The following is a 19586-nucleotide window of genomic DNA, read 5'->3' on the forward strand; positions in this document are numbered from 1 at the left end:
TGTCCACTGGTCCTCGCGCAGGCGCGCGTCCTCGCGGCCCACGAGCCGGCGTAGGTGCGCCTCGGCTTGGTCCCGTAGTTCCTGTTCGGAGATCTGAGTGCGGTCCGCTGCGCGTCCCGCATTGATTCTCGACGATTCACTCACGCTCCCATGGAACGCCTGCGTTCCATTAGGGCTGGTGTGGGTGGCTGGCGTAGTAGACGCAGGAGCGCCGAGCCGAGTGGCATGGGGTGCTACACCGGTGGGTTCTACTCGAACGGGCGCTGCACCACCTCTCACGGGTGCGGGCGAGGGCCGCTCGTTGTTCGAGTACGGGTCATAGTCACTCGGCGGTTCGGACTCGTAGAACGGGTCCTCGGCCGGCGGTAGGTAGTCATACGGGTCAGCCGAAGCGTATTGTGCGGCCGGTTCGGCGCGCTCTATTTCGCCCTTGATGTGGCTGTCGGTCACCAGGTCTGCACTGGGGGCCGCTGCGGCCAAAGTCAGGGCCAAGGCTCCGGCCTCGGGGGACTCGTCAGCGAAGACTGATGCTGGCTCCAACGCAGACTCCTCGTCCAAATCCGCGTCGTCTTCGTCATCCACCTCATCCTCGGTGGGCACAAAGTCTCGGACCACCTGCGTGGTCACGGTGTCCTCCGTTGTGGGACTGGATGCGACCTCGCCTGCGATACCGGAAGCTTCGGACTGCGAGGCGCGCTGCTGGTTCGCTAGGGTCAGTGCCTCGAGAGCCTGTGGAGACAAGGCCTGCTGACCAAAGGTGCCCTCGTCCGTGGGGATCTGACCGGCAAGCTCTGCCTGGCTGAACAGCTCACGAGCATCCACCCGGCTCGCACCCCAACCCGGTCCCTGATTCTCCTGAGCAAACCCGGCCATGCGCTCGCGAGCGCTCGCAGGAAGCTTGGAGAGGTCGGGCATCGCGGAGAACCGTTTGGGGCCCTTGGCCGCAACGGGACCAAGGACGGGACGTGAGGACTCCTGCTTACCGGCACTATCGTCGGAAAGAGAAGAATTATCAGCAGCGGAACGTGACGCGGGAACTTCAGCCATACCCACTAGCCTATGCGCACAAGCGAGGCCTTCACCGCCGTACACAGCTGCGCAGGTGCGAACGAGGCTGTGACGTGCAACCACTACTCGGACGTAGGACTCTTTCCGTGGCCGATCCCAACTAGACTGGACGGGTGAGTCTCGAATCAAATCAGAACGGCAAGCGCACCGCGCTGCCCGTTCGGCCAGGCATTGCGGGTGACGCGCCCTATGGCGCGCCGCAACTTGACGTGCCCTACCAGCTGAACACCAACGAGAACCCGTATGGACCCACGCCTGAGGTGATCGAAACGATCACCCGCGAGGTCACGGCCGCAGCCGCAGGTCTCAACAGGTACCCGGACCGCGACTTCACGCGACTGCGGGGGGATCTTGCGGACTACCTGGCTAAGGAGTCTGGAGTTAGGCTCGCCCCAGATAACATCTGGGCGGCGAACGGCTCGAACGAGGTCATGATCCACATCCTCCAGGCCTTCGGCGGCCCGGGACGCTCGGCAATGGTGTTCACGCCCGCGTACGCGATGTACTCGGAGTACGCGCGCGACACCCTCACGGATTTCCACGCCGTTCCGCGCCGCGCCGACTTCAGCATTGACCTTGAGGCAGCAGCTCGCGCAATCGAGGAGCTCGCTCCCACCGTCATTTTCCTGACCAGCCCTAACAACCCAACAGGCACGGCGCTGACCCTGGACGAGGTGCGCGCCATCACTACGGCAGCCAGCAGGGTGGACATCGGCGGAGCGCCGGCCATTGTGGTCGTAGACGAGGCGTACGCGGAGTTCCGCCGCGAGGGCGCCGGCTCGGCGCTTGAACTGCTGTCCGAGTTCCCGAACCTCGCGGTCACCAGGACGATGTCCAAGGCCTTCGCGCTCGCAGGTGGCCGACTGGGATATCTTGCGGCCTCCGAGCAGTTCGTGGACACGCTGAGGGTCGTCCGACTGCCGTACCACCTGTCCTCAGTTACCCAGGCCGTCGCGCACGCCGCGCTCATGCACGCGGACGTGCTCCTATCGCAGGTCGCCACAATCCGCACCGAGCGAGACGCACTCGTAAGCTGGCTGCGGAGCCAGACCTACCAGGGAAAATCCCTTGAGGTCGCGGACTCCGACGCAAACTTCGTATTCTTTGGTCGATTCGAGGACCGCCACGCAGTGTGGCAGGGACTCCTAGACCAGGGAGTGCTCATCCGCGAGTCCGGCCCCGAGGGCTGGCTTCGCGTTACCGTGGGAACACCAACCGAAATGGAAGCGTTCAAGAACGCACTAGTCAAGGAGCTGGGTCTGTGAGCGAACTCGCCGCGCCGCGCACCGCACGCATCGAGCGCGCGACCTCGGAATCGTCCGTCGTCGTTGAAATCAATCTCGATGGAACCGGAAAAACGAACATCTCGACGTCGGTTCCGTTCTACGACCACATGCTCACGGCCCTGGGGAAGCACTCCCTCATGGACCTCACCGTGACCGCAACCGGTGACACTCATATCGACGCACACCACACGGTTGAAGACACCGCTATCGTGATTGGCGAATGCCTGCGCATCGCACTCGGTGACAAGGCCGGCATCGCTCGATTTGGCGATGCGATGGTTCCCCTTGATGAGGCGCTCGCACAAGCCGTTGTTGACGTGTCCGGCCGCCCTTACTGCGTTCAGGAAGGCGAGCCTGCCGGGCAGGAGTACCACCTCATCGGCGGTCACTTCACAGGGTCGCTGACCCGTCACGTTCTTGAGTCGATCGCGCACCACGCCGGAATCTGCATTCACATGCGGGTCCTCGCCGGCCGTGACCCTCACCACATCGTAGAAGCGCAGTTTAAGGCGCTCGCGCGAGCACTTCGCGCTGCAATCGCCCCTGACCCCCGCGTCCAGGGAATCCCATCCACGAAGGGCGCTCTGTGAGCCAGGAAAATAAGCCAAAAGTAGCCGTACTGCTGACGCAGGTCGCGACAGCGGAAGCGCTCGCCGCTACGTGCGCGCTGAACAAGATCAAGGCCTGGGTTGTTCCTTCGCCGATCGGTGCATACGCGGTTGCTCAGGACACGAACGAGGCCCGCATCGAGTTCCTAGCCAAGTCGGTCTCCGCCCTGGTCAAGTCCGTTCCAGCAATCCTCGTGGTCTCCGAGAACGGCCAGATGAAGGCATCCCAGTGGCAGGAGGGCACCCGCGAGGGCGACCTTCCTCCCGCTCTCGTACTCGACGGTGCACCACACGAACTGGAGGACGTCCTCTTTGGTGAGGTCGAGGCCGGCGCAGTCGAGGGGGCAATCGACTCCGGCAAGATGGGCCGGTTCAAGGCGATGCGTATGCTCGCAGCCCAGGCCAAGGCGTACAAGGCAAAGGCCGAGTGATGCCACGGATCTGTGTCCTCGACTACGGATTCGGCAACGTTCGTTCGGCCGTGCGCGCCCTCGAGCACGTGGGCGCCGATGTCGTGCTCAGTTCCGACTCGAAGGTTGCTTCTGAGGCAGACGGCCTTGTTGTGCCGGGCGTCGGCGCGTTTAGCGCAGTCATGGAGGGGCTGAAAAGGGTCAACGCCCCCATGATCATCGAGCGACGCCTTGCCGGCGGTCGCCCGGTACTGGGTATCTGCGTGGGCATGCAGGTCATGTTTGACTCGGGCACCGAACACGGGCAGCACACAGAGGGACTGGGTGAATGGCCAGGAGTTGTCGAGCGACTCGATGCACCTGTGGTCCCGCACATGGGCTGGAACACGGTTGAAGCGCCGCAGGGCACCAGGCTGTTCGCAGGCGTGGAAGACGAGCGCTTCTACTTTGTGCACTCATACGGAGCTCAGACCTTCACACTGGGCACTGACGAGCCAGAGGACAGTGCGTTCGCGCCACCTCTGGTCACATGGTCTACGCACGGCTCGCGATTCGTGGCTGCCGTGGAGAACGGGCCACTGAGCGCAACCCAGTTCCACCCGGAAAAGTCCGGCGACGCAGGCGCGCAGCTCCTACGCAACTGGATGTCCGCTTTATAGGGGCGGCATCACACTTCATTACTCACTCTAAGCAAGGACAAAAACATGGGACAGCGCCTGGAACTGCTTCCAGCTGTTGACGTGGTCGGAGGCGAGGCAGTCCGGCTCGTCCAGGGCGAGGCCGGATCTGAAACTTCATACGGCGACCCACTGACCGCCGCACTTGAATGGCAAGCAGGGGGAGCGGAATGGCTCCACCTCGTTGACCTCGACGCCGCATTCGGCCGGGGTTCCAACGCGGAATTGCTGGCCGAGGTAGTGGGCAAGCTGGACATCAAGGTCGAGCTCACGGGCGGAATTCGCGATGACGAGTCCCTAGAGCACGCACTCAGTACCGGATGTACCCGCGTAAACCTCGGCACCGCGGCAATTGAGAACCCCGAGTGGACTGCCAAGATCATCGACTCCTACGGGGACAAGATCGCTGTCGGCCTCGACGTCCGCGGAACCACCCTCGCAGCACGAGGATGGACCAAGGAGGGCGGTGACCTCTGGGAGGTGCTCGCTCGCTTGGATGCCGCAGGCTGCTCGCGCTATGTGGTTACTGACGTGACCAAGGACGGAACGCTCACCGGACCAAACCTCGAGCTCCTCCGTGAGGTGTGCTCACGCACCAACGCACCCGTTGTGGCGTCCGGTGGAATCTCTAACCTCGATGACATCGTTGCGCTGAACACACTTGTGGACGTTGGCCTTGAAGGTGCGATCATCGGCAAGGCGCTCTACTCCGGCGCGTTCACCCTGCCACAGGCCCTCGACATCGTAGGCCGACCATGAGCGGTAAGGAACTGCCCCCAGGCTCAGCGTTCTCTGGAGATGACGGCTCCGCCGACCCGGAACTCGCGGCCCTGCTAACCGGTCATGCGGCGGGTGCTGCCTCGCTCTCTGACGTCGTAGCCCGACTGGCCAAGACGCGCGTGCTTGTTCCCGTCCTTGCTTCCTTGGATAAAGAGGATTACACCGAGGACGGACATAAGTTCGACAAAGAAGCCTCCGCGGGAATCGTAGCGCTTGAAGCCCCCGACGGCCGCAAAGCCTTGCCAGTCTTCACGAGTGTGGCAACCATGGCCCAGTGGCGCAAGGATGCCAGGCCCGTGCCTGCTGACGCGGTGCGCGCCGCGCTGTCCGCGGTCTCCGAGGACTGGGCACTCCTCGTCGTTGACCCGGGAAGCGACCACACCGCGCTCATCCCACGACCAGCAGTGTGGGCGATCGCCCGGGGACTCGAGTGGAAACCGGCGATCGTAGACGGCGTGGTGGACGTGGAGATCGGCGCCGAGGTCGCCACCGCGCTTTCCACCGTTGCTGAGGTTGAGCGCACCGCGGTTTCGCCGGGCAAGACGGCAGAGGTGGCTATCGAGCTTGCGATCAACCCGAACCTGACGCGAGCCGGTCTCAACTTTGTTCTGGGACAGGTCAACACCGCACTTGCGGGCAGCACCATGATCTCGGAGCGCGTGGACTCACTAGAACTGAGGGTGGGCAAAGCCTAACCCCGTGCCTGCTGCAAGGAGGCGATCACCTGTTACAGGTGGTCGTCTTCTGTGCGTTAAAGCCCTCTGCGCCCGCCAAGATCGTCAGGAGTGAGGACACGGGGATGATGAAAGAGTGTCCTGTGTTGCTCTTGGCGTAGACCACGCCAACGAGCCGGCCCTCAGAATCGAGCACGGCCGAGCCGGAGCTTCCTCGCTCCACTTCCGCATCGGATACCAGGACCTCGCCGAGGTTCTCCTCGAGAGGATCTTGCTGGTAGTAGAGAGCCTCACCCGAGGTGACTGTCAGCGCCCCACCGTTGGGGTATCCCACAATGGTGAGTTGGTCGCCGGGCTGCGGGTCGTTTTCGGCAAGGATGGGGAACGCGTCAAGGTCCTCCTTGGTGCGGACGAGCGCGAGGTCGGCGAAGGCCGCAACCGATGAGTTAGTAACGTCGACGTCACGGCCATCGTAGGTGCTGAGCTGGAGGGTCGTGGTTCCGTCTACAACGTGCCGGTTGGTGATCAGGGTCCGTTCGTCGATTGCAAAGCCGGTGCCGCGAGTCACGGTGGTGCAACCAACGTTGCGGACCCGCACGGCCATGCGCTGGGCCTCGCTGAACCCGTAGGCGGTGAGCTTGCCTTGCTTTGCGGAATCCGTTGTTTCGGCGACCGGGGGAACGTAGTTCTCTGGCACCGATGGTGGCAGGGGCGGTACTATCCCACACCCGGACAGCATGAGAGTACTCAGGGCAACGGTGCCCAGAATCTTTTTTGTCGAAGTGCGACCGTGACGTCGGGGGAGAGCCATGTCAGTCCTCCAGCGACGCGATCAGGTCGTTGTAGCGGTCGATGGCAGCCTTACAGGTGGTGTTCACGGCGTCCTGGTCGGAGTTCACGGCACTGCGCGCGGTCGACAGCGAGCTGTTTATCTCAGAGACTTCGGCAGCGTCACGGTCCTGCGGGGCCTTGTTTGCCTGGGTGAGGAGCTTGCTCTGGTTCGACAAGACGTCGGAGAGGCTCGAGACCAAGTCGGACTGGTTTGAGACGCACTCACCAAAGTCCCGCGACACCTTAAGAGCCTCGTTCGCTAGCGCCGCCGTGTCCTGCGCAAGGATACGCTGGCTCTCCCGGTCGTCACCTGCCTGAGCCTTCTCCGTTGCAAGCTCCGAGATTCGCTTTTGCGCAGTTGCCAGTTGGTCGCGCGTGCTCTCCAGCGAGGACTTGGCTGACGCGAGCTCCGAGCGCGACTGCGCAATCTGCTCCCCGAGCTCCCTGTTGGCTGCATCGACGCTGTCCCCGTAGGCCGACCAGCGGTTGGCTAGGTAGATCGCACCAATGAGGAGCACGGACAGCAGAACTATCGCGGCCTTGGGTAACCAGGACCCGCGAGCCGGCGGTTCGCTGCCTGCGCTAGGCAGAGTGGCCGTCTCCTCAAGTGGGTTCGCGGGATCCGTCTCTGCACCCACTTGAGGTGCAGAGACGGGAGTCGACGGATCACTAGGTGAATCGTCGTAAATAAAAGGGGAGGTCACCGTACTGGTCCGGTGAACTTCTCGCCTGGCCCCTCACCTGGAGCATCTTCAATGACGGATGCCTCGCGGAACGCGAGCTGCAGCGAGCGGAGCCCGTCCCGCAGGGAACGGGCGTGCTGGTTACCAATGTCAGGAGCGGACGTGACCACAAGCGCGGCGAGGGCCGTGATGAGCTTGCGGGCCTCATCGAGGTCCATCATGTCCTGGGAGTTTGGCTCGTCGGCGAGCCCACACTTAACTGCGGCGGCGCTCATGAGGTGGACAGCTGCTGTGGTGATGACCTCGACGGCTGCAACCTCGGAGATGTCGCGGATCTCGTTCTGTGCCGCGGACATGTCAGAGTCGTGTTGTGAATTCATGAAATCTATTGTCACAAATGTTCCAAGCCATTTGCATCATCTCCCAGAATGATCCACCACTCCCACGCACGACCAAGGGGGTGTGACCACGCGGCTTGCGTGGTCACACCCCCTTGGGAATTACTGGATCTGAACCGGGCGGCTAGGAACTAGCCACACACTGTCCGGACTGGGCGATTCAGGCGCCAACCTCGCTGCGGAGCTTTGCACCGAGGTCGCCGTCTACGTTCGTCCAGTACTGGAAGAAGCGCTCGCGGATCTCAGGAACGGTGATGGACTTACCCTGACCCGTGAGGGTCTCGAGGAAGCGCGCCTTCTGCTCGTCCGTGTATACGTCACGGTAAAGCGTTCCGGCCTGGCCAAAGTCCGAGTCCTCGGAGCGCAGGGTGTATGCGGCGCGTACAACGTCGCCGGCGGTCTCCCAGTTGACCTCGCCCGCACGGGACTCATCAGCGGCAGGTGCGCCGAACGAGTTCGTGTTGTGCACCGGGGTGTTGTAGTCGTTGAAGTCGTACCGCATGTTGCCCTCGTGCTGGTAGTTGAACACCTCGGCAGCATGTGGACGGTTAACAGGGAGCTGGTTGTAGTTAGCCCCGATGCGGTAACGCTGTGCGTCTGGGTAGGCGAACACGCGGCCCATGAGCATCTTGTCCGGCGAGATGCCGGTGCCTGGAACGAGGTTCGACGGCGAGAACGCAGCCTGTTCGATCTCGGCAAAGAAGTTGCGGGGGTTGCGGTTCAGGGTGAACTCGCCGACCTTGATCAGAGGGTAGTCTGCGTGCGACCAGGTCTTGGTGAGGTCGAATGGGTTGAAGCGGTAGGTCTTCGAATCCTCGAATGGCATGACCTGAACGTGCATGTCCCAAGTTGGAAATTCTTCACGCTCGATGGCCTCGAACAGGTCACGACGGTAGAAGTCTGCGTCCGAACCTGCGAGGCGCTCTGCCTCTTCGTTCGAGATGTTCTCGACGCCCTGGCGGGAGATAAAGTGGTACTTGACCCAGAACTTCTCACCCGACTCGTTCTCCCACGAGAAGGTGTGCGAGCCGTAGCCGTTCATGTGGCGCCACGACTTTGGCAAGCCACGGTCGCCCATGAGGTAGGTAACCTGGTGTGCGGTCTCTGGGGAGAGGGTCCAGAAGTCCCACTGCATGTTTGCGTCGCGCAGGCCCTTGCCATTGCGCTTCTGGGAGTGGATGAAGTCCGGGAACTTAATAGCGTCGCGGATGAAGAACACTGGCGTGTTGTTACCTACGATGTCGAAGTTGCCCTCGGTGGTGTAGAAGCGTAGCGAGAATCCGCGCACGTCACGCCAAGTGTCAGGGGAGCCCTGCTCGCCGGCAACCGAGGAGAAGCGGATGAGGGTCTCGGCGGTTGCGCCAGGCTGGAACACGGCAGCCTTGGTGTACTTTGACACGTCAGCGGTCACCTTGAACTCGCCGAATGCTCCACCACCCTTTGCGTGTGGGTTGCGCTCTGGCACGCGCTCACGGTTGAAGGACGCAAGCTTTTCCACGAGGAAACGGTCGTGCAGGGCGGTGATTCCGTCCGGTCCGCTGGTAAGCGAGTGCTGTGCGCTCGCAATGGGGGAGCCGTTCTGGGCGGTCGTGTACTGCTGTTGCGTCATGCGTATTTCCTTTTCTTTGTGTGTGCAGCGGGTGGCCGCGCACGTGCAGTGTCCTGCCCGAGGGCAGGCGGGATCGCTGCGCCCCGAGGGGCGCGCAGAAGTGTGGTTACTGATTTACGACGATTGTGGTTGCGTTCCGGCGCACGTTGCGCAGGTGCCCCAGTACGTCACCTCGGCCTGGTCGATCACGAAGCCGTGCGTGCTGGATGGGGTCAAGCAGGGAGATGCGCCGATGGCGCAGTCCACGTCCTCGATCCGGCCACAGGTGCGGCAAATCAGGTGGTGGTGGTTATCTCCCACGCGCAACTCGTAGCGAGCGGGGTGGCCTGCTGGCTCGATCTCATTGATGAGCGCTGCTGCGGCTAGCGCGTGCAGTGCATCGTAGACAGCTTGGACTGAGGCGGTGCCGAGCTTGGTGCGCACGAGAGAGAGGACTTGATCCGCGCCAACATGGCGGTGCTCGCCGAGCACTTCGAGGATGGCGAGGCGGATTGCGGTCACTCGTAAATTACGGGAGCGCAACGCTTCATGTGGTGTTGTTGCGTTCATGTTCCCAGCGTAGAGGGTTTTCTGGAATTATTCAAGAAAAGGAATGATGCTAGAAAATTCGTCTGCCTAGTTGCGTGCATCAAGCTGTGGTGGCGGCGGCCCGTGCTGAAGTTGCGCAGCGGGTGCGCCGCGTGGCTGCCCTGGGCGGTTTGATCGAGGTCACACTGCCTGGTGTTCGAGCGGGTGAGTGCTTATGGTAAAGTTAACGACTGACCGACCTTGCTGATGAATAATCAGCGGGTATGCAAGTGGAGAATCCCACCTGAGTTTCGCCGCTCCTTACCGAGCGAAGCAGAGGCCAGGTAAACGGGTCTGATGGATACGGAGTGCTTTGTGTGCGCCGATATCCTGTGTGCTCATTGCAACTGCAATGCGCATACGCAGATCTTTTGTGGCCTCCACTCTGTCCAGAGTTGGGGGCCATTCCCATTTCTGGGGTTAACCACGACTTAAATGAGGAGCCTCACATCAGCGAGCCGCGTATCAACGATCGAATCCGTGTTCCCGAGGTTCGACTCGTCGGACCATCTGGGGAACAGGTCGGAGTTGTCCGCCTTGAGGTTGCACTGAGCCTTGCTCAGGAAGCAGACCTCGATCTCGTTGAGGTTGCACCGGACGCTCGTCCACCAGTGTGCAAGCTCATGGATTACGGCAAGTTCAAGTACGAGTCTGACATGAAGGCTCGCGACGCTCGTCGTAACCAAGCGAACACAGTTCTCAAGGAGATCCGTTTCCGCCTCAAGATCGATGCCCACGACTATGAGACCAAAAAGGGTCACGTTGAGCGCTTCCTGAGCGCCGGCGACAAGGTCAAGGTCATGATCATGTTCCGTGGACGTGAGCAGTCCCGCCCAGAGATGGGTGCGCGTTTGCTCCAGCGCCTCGCGGAAGACATCTCGGAACTCGGCTTCATCGAAAGCGCGCCAAAGCAGGACGGCCGCAACATGATCATGGTTGTTGGACCGGTGAAGAAGAAGGCCGAAACCAAGAGCGAGCAGCGACGCCGCCGTGAAGACGGTGGAGTCAACTCGCGCGCAGAGCGTCAGCAGAAGCGTCAAGCAGCTGCACAGGAGCGCAAGGGTGGCGAGCAGGAAGAAGTTGTTGCAGCCGAACCTGAGGTCCATGAGGCTGAGCCGGTTGCAGTAGTTGAGAGCCCAGCGCCCGTTGTAGAAGCAGCTCCAGCGGTTGAGGCTACAGAGGCCGCGGCTCCAGTAGTTAAGGCGCCGGCAGCAAAGCCAGCAGCAGCAAAGTCGGCAGCAGCAAAGCCAGTTGCCAAGCCAGCAGCGGCCAAGCCGGTAGCAGCAAAGCCAGTTGCCAAGCCAGCAGCTGAAACCGCCGCTAAGCCAGCTACTCCAAAGCCACGCCCGAAGAGCGCGACACCAAAGCCTGCGGCTAAGTCCGCACCGAAGAGCCCAGCTAAGCCAGCCGCTCCACGGAAGACTTCCGCAAAGCCCGCTCCTAAGAGCGAGTGACGCGATCAAGTCGGGATTCCCGACACAGCTGTAGTCCACCGACTTCAGTCCGTATAACGTTGTCGCCCACAGGGCGGCGACCTAAAGCAAGGAGAAACGGCAGCCATGCCGAAGAACAAGACGCACTCCGGCGCTAAGAAGCGTTTCCGTACCACTGGTAGCGGCAAGGTCATGCGCGAGCAGGCGAACAAGCGTCACCTCCTCGAGCACAAGTCCTCGACCCGCACCCGTCGCCTGTCTTCTGACCAGGTTGTTGACCCATCGAACGTCAAGAAGGTTAAGAAGCTTCTCGGCCTCTGACCTCACCAGCTTGGCGTTTGTCAGGCCTATTTCCCCATAAGTTTTTGAAACAAAGGAGCATCACGTGGCACGCGTGAAGCGGGCGGTCAACGCCCAGAAGAAGCGTCGTACGGTACTCGACCGTGCATCCGGTTACCGTGGTCAGCGTTCCCGCCTGTACCGCAAGGCGAAAGAGCAGATGGTTCACTCTTTCACCTACAACTACCGCGACCGCAAGAAGCGTAAGGGCGACTTCCGCAAGCTGTGGATCCAGCGTATTAACGCTGCTGCACGCGCAGAGGGCATGACCTACAACCGCTTCATCCAGGGCCTCAAGGCTGCTGGCGTAGAGGTAGACCGTCGCATGCTCGCCGAGATCGCTGTCTCGGACGCTGAGACCTTCAAGGCGCTCGTAACGGTTGCAAAGGGCGCTCTGCCAGCAGACGTCAATGCACCAAAGGCTGCCTGATCTTTAAGCTTAGTTAAGTTCCCGCGCGCCCCATCGGGGCGCGCGGGTCTTTTCGTTTTGGAAGGAAAACCGTGGCCTACTTGACCAACCCTGCGAGTGACCGGGTGCGCAAGGTGAGCGCGCTCCAGCAGCGCCGATCCCGTGAAAAGTACGGGCAGTTCCTTGTTGAAGGACCCCAGTCGGTGCGCGAGGTTGTGCGCTTTGCGCCGGAGCTCGTCCGGGACATCTACGTCACGGACAGTGCAGCCGATAGGTATGCGGAGATCATCGACGATGCACTGCGGGCATCGATCTACGTCCACGAGTGCATTCCTGAGGTAGTCTCCGCCATGAGCGCGGACGCCCAAGGGCTCGTTGCGGTGTGCAATGCACCGGACACCCGCCTTGAGCAGTTCTCTATCAAAGATCTTTCGGCGATGCGTTCTATTGCCATCCTCTGCGAGGTGCGAGATCCAGGCAACGCGGGCACTGTGATTCGTGCGGCAGATGCAGCGGGCGCCGACCTCGTGATCCTGAGCCAAGATTCCGTGGAGGTGCTCAACCCCAAGGTCGTGCGTTCGACCGCGGGCTCTTTGTTCCATCTTCCAGTAGTGAGCGCCGCCAACGTCAGTGAGGTTGCCCAAATCCTCGGTGAGGCTGGCATTCAGATCTTGGCGGCTGACGGTTACGCCGAACAGGATCTCGACGATCTGCTCGATGCGGCCGCGGACGGGAATGAAGTTCCCGAGGCAGTCTCGCTGGTTAAGCACACCGCATGGCTATTTGGGAATGAAGCTGCTGGTCTGAGCGAGGAACAAAAATCGCTTGCGGACGCCGCCGTTAAGGTCCCAATCCGCGGCAAGGCCGAGTCACTAAACTTGGCTACAGCGGCCACTGTGTGCCTGTACGCGACCTCTCGCGCCCAGCGCGCGTAGGACGTAATAACGTTCGCGTGGTGCCGGGCACTCACCAACAACCAGTAATCGGGAACCTCTTGTGAGCAATACAGCGCTCTCCCACGGACTTAAAGTTCGCCACCTCACGATGATGGGCCTCGGCTCCGCAATAGGGGCCGGTCTCTTTGTAGGCTCTGGCAACTCGATTGCTGCCGCCGGGGCTGGCGTCCTCATCTCTTACGCCATTGCGGGTCTGGTAGTAGTCGTGGTGATGGCGCTGCTGGGCGAACTCGCGAGCGCGCGCCCCTCCTCTGGCGCTTTCTCCACATATGCCGCTCAGGGCGTGGGCCGATGGGCTGGGTTCGCCATTGGCTGGATGTACTGGTTCATGCTGATTATGGTTCTTGGCGTTGAGATACTGGCGGCAACTGAAATCATTTCCGGTTGGACGAGCCTGCCGCAGTGGATCCTAGCTGTCGTGTTGATCTTCGCGTTCGCGGCGCTCAATCTCTTCGGCGTCAAGCAGTTTGGCGAGCTGGAGTTCTGGTTCGCATCTATCAAGGTTGCCGCAATCATCGGCTTCCTTGTGATCGGCGTGCTCATGGTTCTCGGTGTCATCGACGCGCCGAGTGGGGCGGGACTGGCTCGGTTGGTCGAGGGAGATGGTGGGTTCTTCCCGCGCGGAGCCGCGGGGGTCGCCGCAGGCCTTCTTTCGGTGATGTTCGCGTTTGGCGGCATTGAGATCATCACGATCGCTGCCGCGGAGTCCACCAACCCGCACGAGTCGATTCGGCGAGCGACGTTCTCGATCATGTGGAGGATCCTCTTCTTCTACGTGGGTTCCGTGCTCATCATGCTCATGGTCCTGCCGTGGAACGACCCCGCCTTGAAGGAGGGCGCGTTTGTGGCTGTCCTCGAGCGCGCAAACATCCCAGGAGCCGCCACGGTTATGGAGGCCGTCATCGTGATCGCGCTCCTTTCAGCTTTCAACGCGCAGATCTACGCAACCAGCCGCATGGCGTATTCCCTGTCCGAGCGCGGGGACGGGCATTCGGTTCTCCTCAAGGTCTCTCGCACGAGCGTGCCCTATGTGGCGGTCCTGATCTCGGTATTCTTTGCGCTCGTCGCAGTCGCCGCAAACGCGCTGGATTCCCAGGGGAGGGTCATGGGCGCGCTCCTTGACGCGGTCGGTGCGACCCTGCTCATTGTGTGGGTGTTCATCGCTATCTCGCAGATCCGCCTGAGGAAGGAACTCGAAGCGGATGGGACGCTCAGATTGCGCACGTGGGCTCATCCATGGCTGGGCATCTTTGCCTTGGTTTCTATCGCGGCCTTTGCCCTGCTGATGTTGTTTGATCCGGTCGGGCGCGGCACCTTGCTTCTTGCGTGTGGAGTATTTGCTCTGATCATCGTTGTCTACTTCGTCCGAGCTCGCTTTGTATCGCGCTCCCGCGACCTGCCAGCCCAGTGACTGGATCACCACACGACACTCGGCGACGCCTTCTCGCGAACTCGTCTAAAATGGATCTTTGGTCGACCGACCGAAGAATGTGAAAAGCCGGAAAGGCATGTATGTCAACGCCTGCACCTGAAGAAAATGTTGCTTCGTTCTCACCTCTTGATGAGCAAGCCGTAGCTGGTGCTCTCAACGAGGCTCTCGCAGCGATTGCCGCCGCGGGTGACCTTGAAGAACTCAAACTCGTGCGCATCGCTCATGCTGGTGACAAGAGCCCGCTTGCCCTCGCCAACCGTGAGATTGGCAAGTTGGAGCACGCCGACAAGGCAAAGGCCGGGAAGATCCTAGGCCCAACCCGCGGACGGATCTCTAAGGCACTTGCGGAGCGCCAAGTGGTTCTCGAGGCAGAGCGTGACGCTCTCGTCTTGGTTGAGGAGTCTGTCGATGTGACGCTTCCTGTCGAGCGCGCTGCACAGGGTGCACGTCACCCGCTGCAGTCCCTCCAGGAGAAGGTCCAAGACCTCTTTGTCTCGATGGGATGGGAAATCGCCGAGGGACCGGAGGTCGAGGCCGAGTGGTTCAACTTTGACGCTCTGAACTTTGGTCCAGACCACCCCGCACGCCAGATGCAGGACACGTTCTTTGTTCAGGGTATGCAGGGCCAGTCCGAGCCTGGTGAATCCGGTCTTGTACTGCGCACGCACACCTCCCCGGTCCAGGCACGCGCACTGCTTGAGCGCGACCTGCCACTGTACATTGCTTGCCCAGGTAAGACGTTCCGTACCGACGAGCTCGACGCGACGCACACGCCGGTATTCCACCAGGTCGAGGGCCTCGCAGTGGACAAGGGTCTGACCATGGCCCACCTGCTGGGCACCCTGGATCACTTTGCCAAGGCCATGTTCGGTCCCGAGGCTAAAACTCGCATTCGCCCGTCGTTCTTCCCGTTCACCGAGCCATCCGCCGAGATGGATCTGTGGTTCCCACAGAAGAAGGGTGGCGCGGGCTGGATTGAGTGGGGTGGCTGCGGAATGGTCAACCCTAACGTCCTCAAGGCTGCCGGCATTGACCCGGAGGAGTACACGGGATTTGCCTTTGGTATGGGCCTCGAGCGCACCCTCATGCTGCGCCATGGAATCACCGACATGCACGACATCATTGAGGGCGACGTGCGCTTCTCGACTCAATTCGGAATGGATATCTGATGCCAAACATTGCACTACCTTGGCTCGCTGAGCACGTCGAGACCCCGGCCGATCTGAACGCTGAGCAGCTCGCGGCGGATCTGGTCAAGGTTGGTCTCGAGGAGGAAGCGATTCACTCTTCGGGGATCACCGGACCGCTCGTGGTCGGCAGGGTTCTCTCGCTCGTGAAGGAACCGCAGAAGAACGGCAAGGTCATCAACTGGTGCCAGGTCGACGTGGGGGAACACAATGTCCTCGACGCTGACGGCAACCCAACTATTGCACGCGGAATCGTGTGCGGCGCACACAACTTCGTAGAGGGTGACCTCATCGTTGCCGCGCTCCCTGGCGCGGTCCTGCCTGGACCGTTCCCGATTGCCTCGCGCAAGACCTATGGCCACGTGTCGGACGGCATGATCTGCTCTGAGCGCGAGCTTGGTCTCGGAGACGACCACGACGGCATCATCGTCCTTACCCGTAAAGGGTTTGACGAGTCCGAACTGACCGTGGGGCAGGACGTACTTCCGTTGCTCGGCCTCGACGAGGACGTTCTCGAGATCAACGTGACCCCGGACCGCGGCTACTGCTTCTCGATGCGCGGAGTTGCACGCGAGTACTCGCACTCCACCGGTAACACGTTCACTGACCCGGGTCTGCGATCGGACCTGCCCGCAGCCAGTGAGAACGGCTTTGCGGTTGAGGTCAGGGACGAGGCACCAATTCACGGCCTGATCGGCTGCGACCGGTTTGTCACGCGCGTGGTACGCGGTGTCAACCCGGCTTCGCCAACTCCTCGTTGGATGAGCAAGAGGCTCGAGCAGGCGGGTATGCGCTCGATCTCGCTCGCAGTCGACATCACCAACTACGTCATGCTCGACCTCGGTCAGCCTCTGCACGCCTACGACCTAGCAACACTGTCTGCTCCCATCGTGGTGCGCCGCGCCACCGAGGGGGAGAAGCTCACCACGCTTGATGGCGTAGAGCGCAAACTGTCCGTCGAGGATCTTCTCATCACTGACGGCGCAGACGGCTCGCGTGTCCTCGGGCTCGCAGGAGTCATGGGCGGAGCCGACACAGAGGTGAGCGAGTCCACGACCGACATCCTGGTCGAGGCGGCACACTTCGAACAAGTGACGATCGCCCGTACCGCTCGCCGGCACAAGCTTCCGTCTGAGGCTGCAAAGCGCTTTGAGCGTGGGGTCGACCCAGAGCTTCCCCCCGTGGCAGCACAGCGCGTGGTCGACCTTCTCGTGGAGTTCGGTGGCGGAACCGCTGGCGACGAGGTCTTTGACCTCAACAACACCACGCCAAACCAGGCCATCAAATTCTCGTTGCGCGACCCAGAGCGCCTATGCGGAGTTCCTTACACCGACCAGCAGGTCATCGACACCCTGCGCGAGATCGGCTGCGTTGTCACTCCGATCGAAAACTCGACCATCGTCGATGTCGTGGCACCATCGTGGCGTCCCGACCTGACGGGGGCGGCAGAACTCGTGGAGGAGGTCGCGCGCCTTGTTGGCTATGACCAGATCCCATCGATTCTCCCGATCGCACCAGCTGGACGAGGCCTCACGGCCTCGCAGCGAGCCCGCCGCTCGGCTTCCCGCGCGTTGGCCGAGTCGGGCCTCGTAGAAGTCCTGACGTACCCGTTCGTGAGCCAGGCTCAGTACGACGAGCTTGCGATCCCAGCAGACGATTCGCGCCGCGTGAGCCTGACGCTCCTGAACCCGCTTCAGGGCGACAAGCCACTCATGCGCACGAACCTGCTGATCTCGCTCCTCGATGCCGCACGCCGCAACGTGGCCCGTGGCAACACGGACATTGCGCTGTTCGAGCAAGGCCTCGTGACCCGCCCAACCGTGGACGCGCCGGTCGCTCCTCAGCTGCCACCGGCCGTCAAGCCAAGCGCTGAGGAACTTGCTGCGCTTCACGCCGGCGTTCCTGCTCAGCCACGCCACTTTGCTGGCGTCATGGCCGGCGAGTTTGCACGGTCGGGTTGGTGGGGTAAGGGCCGCGACGCGTCCTGGACCGACGCAATCGCCGCAGTGGAACTCATCGCCGCGCGTGTGGGTGTCGAGCTTTCGCGAGTTGCGGATACCGAGTTCATGCCGTTCCACCCGGGCCGTTGCGCACGCTTCGAGCTTGCTGACGGAACCATTGTGGGGCACGCGGGAGAACTACACCCTAAGGTCGTTGAAGCACTAGTCCTTCCTGCAAGGGCTGTCGCTTTTGAGATCAACTTTGACGCGCTCGTGGACTCGCTGACGGGAGAGGCTTACCAGGCTCACCCCGTTTCGACCTTCCCGCTCGCCAAGGAGGACCTCGCGCTCGTTGTGGACAAGAACGTGCTCGTGCAGGACGTATACGACGCAGTGGTTGCCGGTGCCGGTGAGGAACTCGAGGAACTCTCGCTGTTCGACGTTTTTGAGGGAGAACAGGTGGGCGAGGGCAAGAAGTCGCTCGCGTTCTCGCTGCGCCTAAGGTCCGCTGATCGGACGCTGACCGCTGCCGACACGGCCGCGATCCGTGCGGCAGCTGTCGCTGAGGCGGCAGCCCGCGTTGGCGCGGAGCTTCGCTCCTAGTGAGGCGACCCGCTGACGGCTGCGGCCCGAACCCCGATGGGGGTCGGGCCGCAGCCGTTTCTGGTGGTGGTGCCTACGTCAGCTGCCCGCCGGAGTGGGCAGTTTCGTCTTGTCGACGATTGTGGCCGCGTCTACGATGAGACGCGCGAGACTCTGGTCGTTCAGTGCCACTTTGTACAGCGCGTTCATTGCTTTGGCGCCTTGCGCGGCGTCGACGCACAGGTACATCGTGCCGCCTGCTTTGAAGAATTTTGTGGTGCGTTCGGTCATGCTGTACGCAGACACCGACTTGGCTGCGCACAGATCATCGGACAGGATGATCCCGGCGAAACCAAGATCGTCGCGAAGCAGGTTTTTAAGGATTTTGGGGGAGAAGGCCGCGATGTGCTTGGAGTCGATCTTGGTGTAGATCGCGCTCGAGACCATGACCCAGCGCTCTCCGCGGGTGATGGCGTCGGCGAAGGGGCGGAGGGACTTACTCGTGGTGGTCGTGGTGGAGTCTTTGACGTGTGCGGTCGTGTCTGTGTTGGCTGTGACGTAACCGAGCCCGGGGAAGTGCTTTATGGTGACGTCCACCCCGGCGGAGTTCATGCCGGCGGAGAATGCTCCAGTCTTGGCGCTGATCAGGGTGGGATCGTAGCCGAACTGTCGCGAAAAGTACCCGATCGGATCGTTGGATCGAGCGGTTGCCGCGCTCTTGACGGTGTCTCCTACGGGAGCGAGGTTAAGGTTGACTCCCGCCTCGTAGAGTTGCCCACCCCACTTTCGGGCGGATGACTGGAGGTCCTTGTTGCTGAGCTTCCCCTGCTTAAGTGCAGTTGGGATCGTGCTGAATCCCGTCCCCTGGAGAACTTGGACGTAGCCGCCCTCCTGGTCCGTTGCAACAATGACCTTCTTGGAGTCTGTGGTCTTGGACAGCGTGCCGCGGATCTTGTCCGTCACCTTCTTGGTTGCGCTGACGCTGGCCTTTGAGCGGCCGCGGAGGAACACGTTGGCGACCTTGTGGTCGGACAAGATCTGCAGGTCGGCGGAGCTCGCGCCTGTGGCAGGTACCCCGAGCATGAACACCTTCCCGAGCGCCACTTTCAGTTCGGACTTGGTGACGGGTGCTGCTGGAGCAGTGGACAACGTCTGCGTTGGTGTCACGGAGGCGGTCGATGGCTCGGTCGTCGCACTCGGGCTAGTCGTGGCGGAAGGGGAGTCAGATGCGGTGGTAGCGGTGGGGCCCTGGGTGGGTGACGGGGTTTGAGTAGGTGAGCACGACGCGAGGAGGAGAGCGCTCAGTCCCGCGGAGAGCGCTATGCTGCGCGATCGCCCCCGAAAACTCCTGCTGAGCGGTACTGTGGCGGCCTCAGGTTGGGACTCAAAAGACCGAGTTTGCGTGGTCAATGTGCGAGGTCGCGTACGTGTTCCGTGCATGGCTCTCTACGCCTCTTGGTTGTCGCTGCCTACGATCGTGCACGTGGCGAAGGGTGGCGACCAGGTCAAAGAAAACGAAGCGGTCGCGTTGGGGTCGGCGGAGTGAATCGCCCGCAGCTCACAGTCTCTTTGGGCATCCTCGTACCCGCGCTGCGCATAGTAGCCTGCGAGGAGCATTGCGAACACGACCATGAGCGCCGTCACGAGGCGTCCTGCTCTGCTCGAATTGCCGTCTGTGTAGGGGTTATGCACGCTGTCGTGATTGCTCATGAACCCA

At 61.7% G+C, this 19586-nt stretch carries 21 protein-coding genes; 13 read left to right on the top strand and 8 right to left on the bottom strand.

Annotated features, from left to right (window positions below; translation table 11 throughout):
- The coding region (locus tag HGSM_RS14640; protein ID WP_019148706.1) for a hypothetical protein at positions 1-1047 on the bottom strand (1047 nt) is incomplete at its 3' end.
- Positions 1048-1181: 134 nt separating this feature from the next.
- On the opposite strand from HGSM_RS14640, the gene HGSM_RS10450 reads away from it, so the two are divergent.
- The 6 genes from HGSM_RS10450 to HGSM_RS10475 are packed head-to-tail and all read left to right on the top strand — an operon-like array spanning position 1182 to position 5524.
- A complete protein-coding gene (locus HGSM_RS10450; protein ID WP_019148707.1) occupies positions 1182-2333 on the top strand; it encodes a histidinol-phosphate transaminase in 1152 nt (383 codons plus the stop codon).
- A complete protein-coding gene (gene hisB, locus HGSM_RS10455; protein WP_019148708.1) occupies positions 2330-2944 on the top strand; it encodes an imidazoleglycerol-phosphate dehydratase HisB in 615 nt (204 codons plus the stop codon). Before HGSM_RS10450 ends, hisB begins: the two co-directional genes overlap by 4 nt.
- The gene (locus HGSM_RS10460) at positions 2941-3393 is read left to right on the top strand and encodes a hypothetical protein (RefSeq protein WP_019148709.1); all 453 of its coding nucleotides are present in this window, start codon (positions 2941-2943) and stop codon (positions 3391-3393) included. Before hisB ends, HGSM_RS10460 begins: the two co-directional genes overlap by 4 nt.
- Entirely contained in the window at positions 3393-4031 is a 639-nt protein-coding gene (hisH, locus tag HGSM_RS10465; protein WP_019148710.1) for an imidazole glycerol phosphate synthase subunit HisH, read from the top strand. The genes HGSM_RS10460 and hisH overlap by 1 nt, the downstream gene beginning before the upstream one ends.
- Before the next feature lie 45 nt (positions 4032-4076).
- Positions 4077-4808: a bifunctional 1-(5-phosphoribosyl)-5-((5-phosphoribosylamino)methylideneamino)imidazole-4-carboxamide isomerase/phosphoribosylanthranilate isomerase PriA gene (priA, locus tag HGSM_RS10470; protein WP_019148711.1), complete on the top strand. Its 732-nt coding sequence runs from the start codon at positions 4077-4079 to the stop codon at positions 4806-4808.
- On the top strand, positions 4805-5524 hold the full coding sequence (locus HGSM_RS10475; protein ID WP_019148712.1) for an SseB family protein: 720 nt from the start codon (positions 4805-4807) through the stop codon (positions 5522-5524). Before priA ends, HGSM_RS10475 begins: the two co-directional genes overlap by 4 nt.
- A gap of 25 nt (positions 5525-5549) precedes the next feature.
- Here the strand turns inward: HGSM_RS10475 and HGSM_RS10480 are convergent, their stop codons facing one another.
- The 5 genes from HGSM_RS10480 to HGSM_RS10500 all read right to left on the bottom strand — a co-directional run bounded on the left by HGSM_RS10480 (position 5550) and on the right by HGSM_RS10500 (position 9573).
- Positions 5550-6200, bottom strand: a complete 651-nt coding sequence (locus HGSM_RS10480) for a S1 family peptidase (protein WP_019148713.1) — start codon at positions 6198-6200, stop codon at positions 5550-5552.
- A 115-nt stretch (positions 6201-6315) separates the two neighbouring features.
- On the bottom strand, positions 6316-7038 hold the full coding sequence (locus HGSM_RS13835; RefSeq protein ID WP_154646314.1) for a hypothetical protein: 723 nt from the start codon (positions 7036-7038) through the stop codon (positions 6316-6318).
- Positions 7035-7397 (bottom strand): DUF1844 domain-containing protein, encoded by a 363-nt coding sequence (locus HGSM_RS10490; RefSeq protein WP_019148715.1) that lies wholly within the window; start codon positions 7395-7397, stop codon positions 7035-7037. Before HGSM_RS10490 ends, HGSM_RS13835 begins: the two co-directional genes overlap by 4 nt.
- Positions 7398-7575: 178 nt before the next feature.
- Entirely contained in the window at positions 7576-9024 is a 1449-nt protein-coding gene (locus HGSM_RS10495) for a catalase (protein ID WP_019148716.1), read from the bottom strand.
- A 114-nt stretch (positions 9025-9138) separates the two neighbouring features.
- Complete coding sequence (locus tag HGSM_RS10500; protein ID WP_040594945.1) at positions 9139-9573, bottom strand: Fur family transcriptional regulator; 435 nt, start codon at positions 9571-9573, stop codon at positions 9139-9141.
- A gap of 413 nt (positions 9574-9986) precedes the next feature.
- Between HGSM_RS10500 and infC the strand changes: the two genes are divergently transcribed.
- The 7 genes from infC to pheT all read left to right on the top strand — a co-directional run bounded on the left by infC (position 9987) and on the right by pheT (position 17890).
- Positions 9987-11045, top strand: a complete 1059-nt coding sequence (gene infC / locus HGSM_RS10505) for a translation initiation factor IF-3 (RefSeq protein WP_019148718.1) — start codon at positions 9987-9989, stop codon at positions 11043-11045.
- Positions 11046-11150: 105 nt separating this feature from the next.
- Entirely contained in the window at positions 11151-11345 is a 195-nt protein-coding gene (gene rpmI / locus HGSM_RS10510) for a 50S ribosomal protein L35 (protein ID WP_019148719.1), read from the top strand.
- A 64-nt stretch (positions 11346-11409) separates the two neighbouring features.
- Positions 11410-11793 carry a 50S ribosomal protein L20 gene (gene rplT, locus HGSM_RS10515; RefSeq protein ID WP_019148720.1) on the top strand — a complete coding sequence of 128 codons (384 nt, stop codon included), beginning with the start codon at positions 11410-11412 and terminating at the stop codon, positions 11791-11793.
- A gap of 71 nt (positions 11794-11864) precedes the next feature.
- On the top strand, positions 11865-12707 hold the full coding sequence (locus HGSM_RS10520; protein ID WP_019148721.1) for a TrmH family RNA methyltransferase: 843 nt from the start codon (positions 11865-11867) through the stop codon (positions 12705-12707).
- A 61-nt stretch (positions 12708-12768) separates the two neighbouring features.
- Positions 12769-14139, top strand: a complete 1371-nt coding sequence (locus HGSM_RS10525) for an amino acid permease (protein WP_040594946.1) — start codon at positions 12769-12771, stop codon at positions 14137-14139.
- 101 nt (positions 14140-14240) lie between these two features.
- Positions 14241-15329 (top strand): phenylalanine--tRNA ligase subunit alpha, encoded by a 1089-nt coding sequence (pheS, locus tag HGSM_RS10530; RefSeq protein WP_019148723.1) that lies wholly within the window; start codon positions 14241-14243, stop codon positions 15327-15329.
- Complete coding sequence (gene pheT, locus HGSM_RS10535; protein ID WP_019148724.1) at positions 15329-17890, top strand: phenylalanine--tRNA ligase subunit beta; 2562 nt, start codon at positions 15329-15331, stop codon at positions 17888-17890. Before pheS ends, pheT begins: the two co-directional genes overlap by 1 nt.
- A 78-nt stretch (positions 17891-17968) precedes the next feature.
- Here the strand turns inward: pheT and HGSM_RS10540 are convergent, their stop codons facing one another.
- Both HGSM_RS10540 and HGSM_RS10545 read right to left on the bottom strand, forming a co-directional pair.
- Positions 17969-19036, bottom strand: coding sequence for a glycoside hydrolase family 3 protein (locus HGSM_RS10540; protein WP_195891374.1), 1068 nt, complete (start codon positions 19034-19036; stop codon positions 17969-17971).
- Positions 19037-19315: 279 nt separating this feature from the next.
- The gene (locus HGSM_RS10545; protein ID WP_019148727.1) at positions 19316-19579 is read right to left on the bottom strand and encodes a hypothetical protein; all 264 of its coding nucleotides are present in this window, start codon (positions 19577-19579) and stop codon (positions 19316-19318) included.
- Between the last annotated feature and the right edge of the window lie 7 nt (positions 19580-19586).

This window comes from Timonella senegalensis JC301 (genome assembly GCF_000312125.1).
In the GTDB taxonomy this organism is placed as follows: Bacteria; Actinomycetota; Actinomycetes; order Actinomycetales; family Cellulomonadaceae; genus Timonella; species Timonella senegalensis.

Coding starts and splice junctions, on each gene's coding strand:
- hisH (WP_019148710.1), top strand. CDS start 3,393: ATGCCACGGATCTGTGTCCTCGACTACGGATTCGGCAACGTTCGTTCG.
- priA (WP_019148711.1), top strand. CDS start 4,077: ATGGGACAGCGCCTGGAACTGCTTCCAGCTGTTGACGTGGTCGGAGGC.
- HGSM_RS10475 (WP_019148712.1), top strand. CDS start 4,805: ATGAGCGGTAAGGAACTGCCCCCAGGCTCAGCGTTCTCTGGAGATGAC.
- HGSM_RS10490 (WP_019148715.1), bottom strand. CDS start 7,397: ATGAATTCACAACACGACTCTGACATGTCCGCGGCACAGAACGAGATC.
- HGSM_RS10495 (WP_019148716.1), bottom strand. CDS start 9,024: ATGACGCAACAGCAGTACACGACCGCCCAGAACGGCTCCCCCATTGCG.
- HGSM_RS10500 (WP_040594945.1), bottom strand. CDS start 9,573: ATGAACGCAACAACACCACATGAAGCGTTGCGCTCCCGTAATTTACGA.
- rpmI (WP_019148719.1), top strand. CDS start 11,151: ATGCCGAAGAACAAGACGCACTCCGGCGCTAAGAAGCGTTTCCGTACC.
- pheS (WP_019148723.1), top strand. CDS start 14,241: ATGTCAACGCCTGCACCTGAAGAAAATGTTGCTTCGTTCTCACCTCTT.
- pheT (WP_019148724.1), top strand. CDS start 15,329: ATGCCAAACATTGCACTACCTTGGCTCGCTGAGCACGTCGAGACCCCG.
- HGSM_RS10545 (WP_019148727.1), bottom strand. CDS start 19,579: ATGAGCAATCACGACAGCGTGCATAACCCCTACACAGACGGCAATTCG.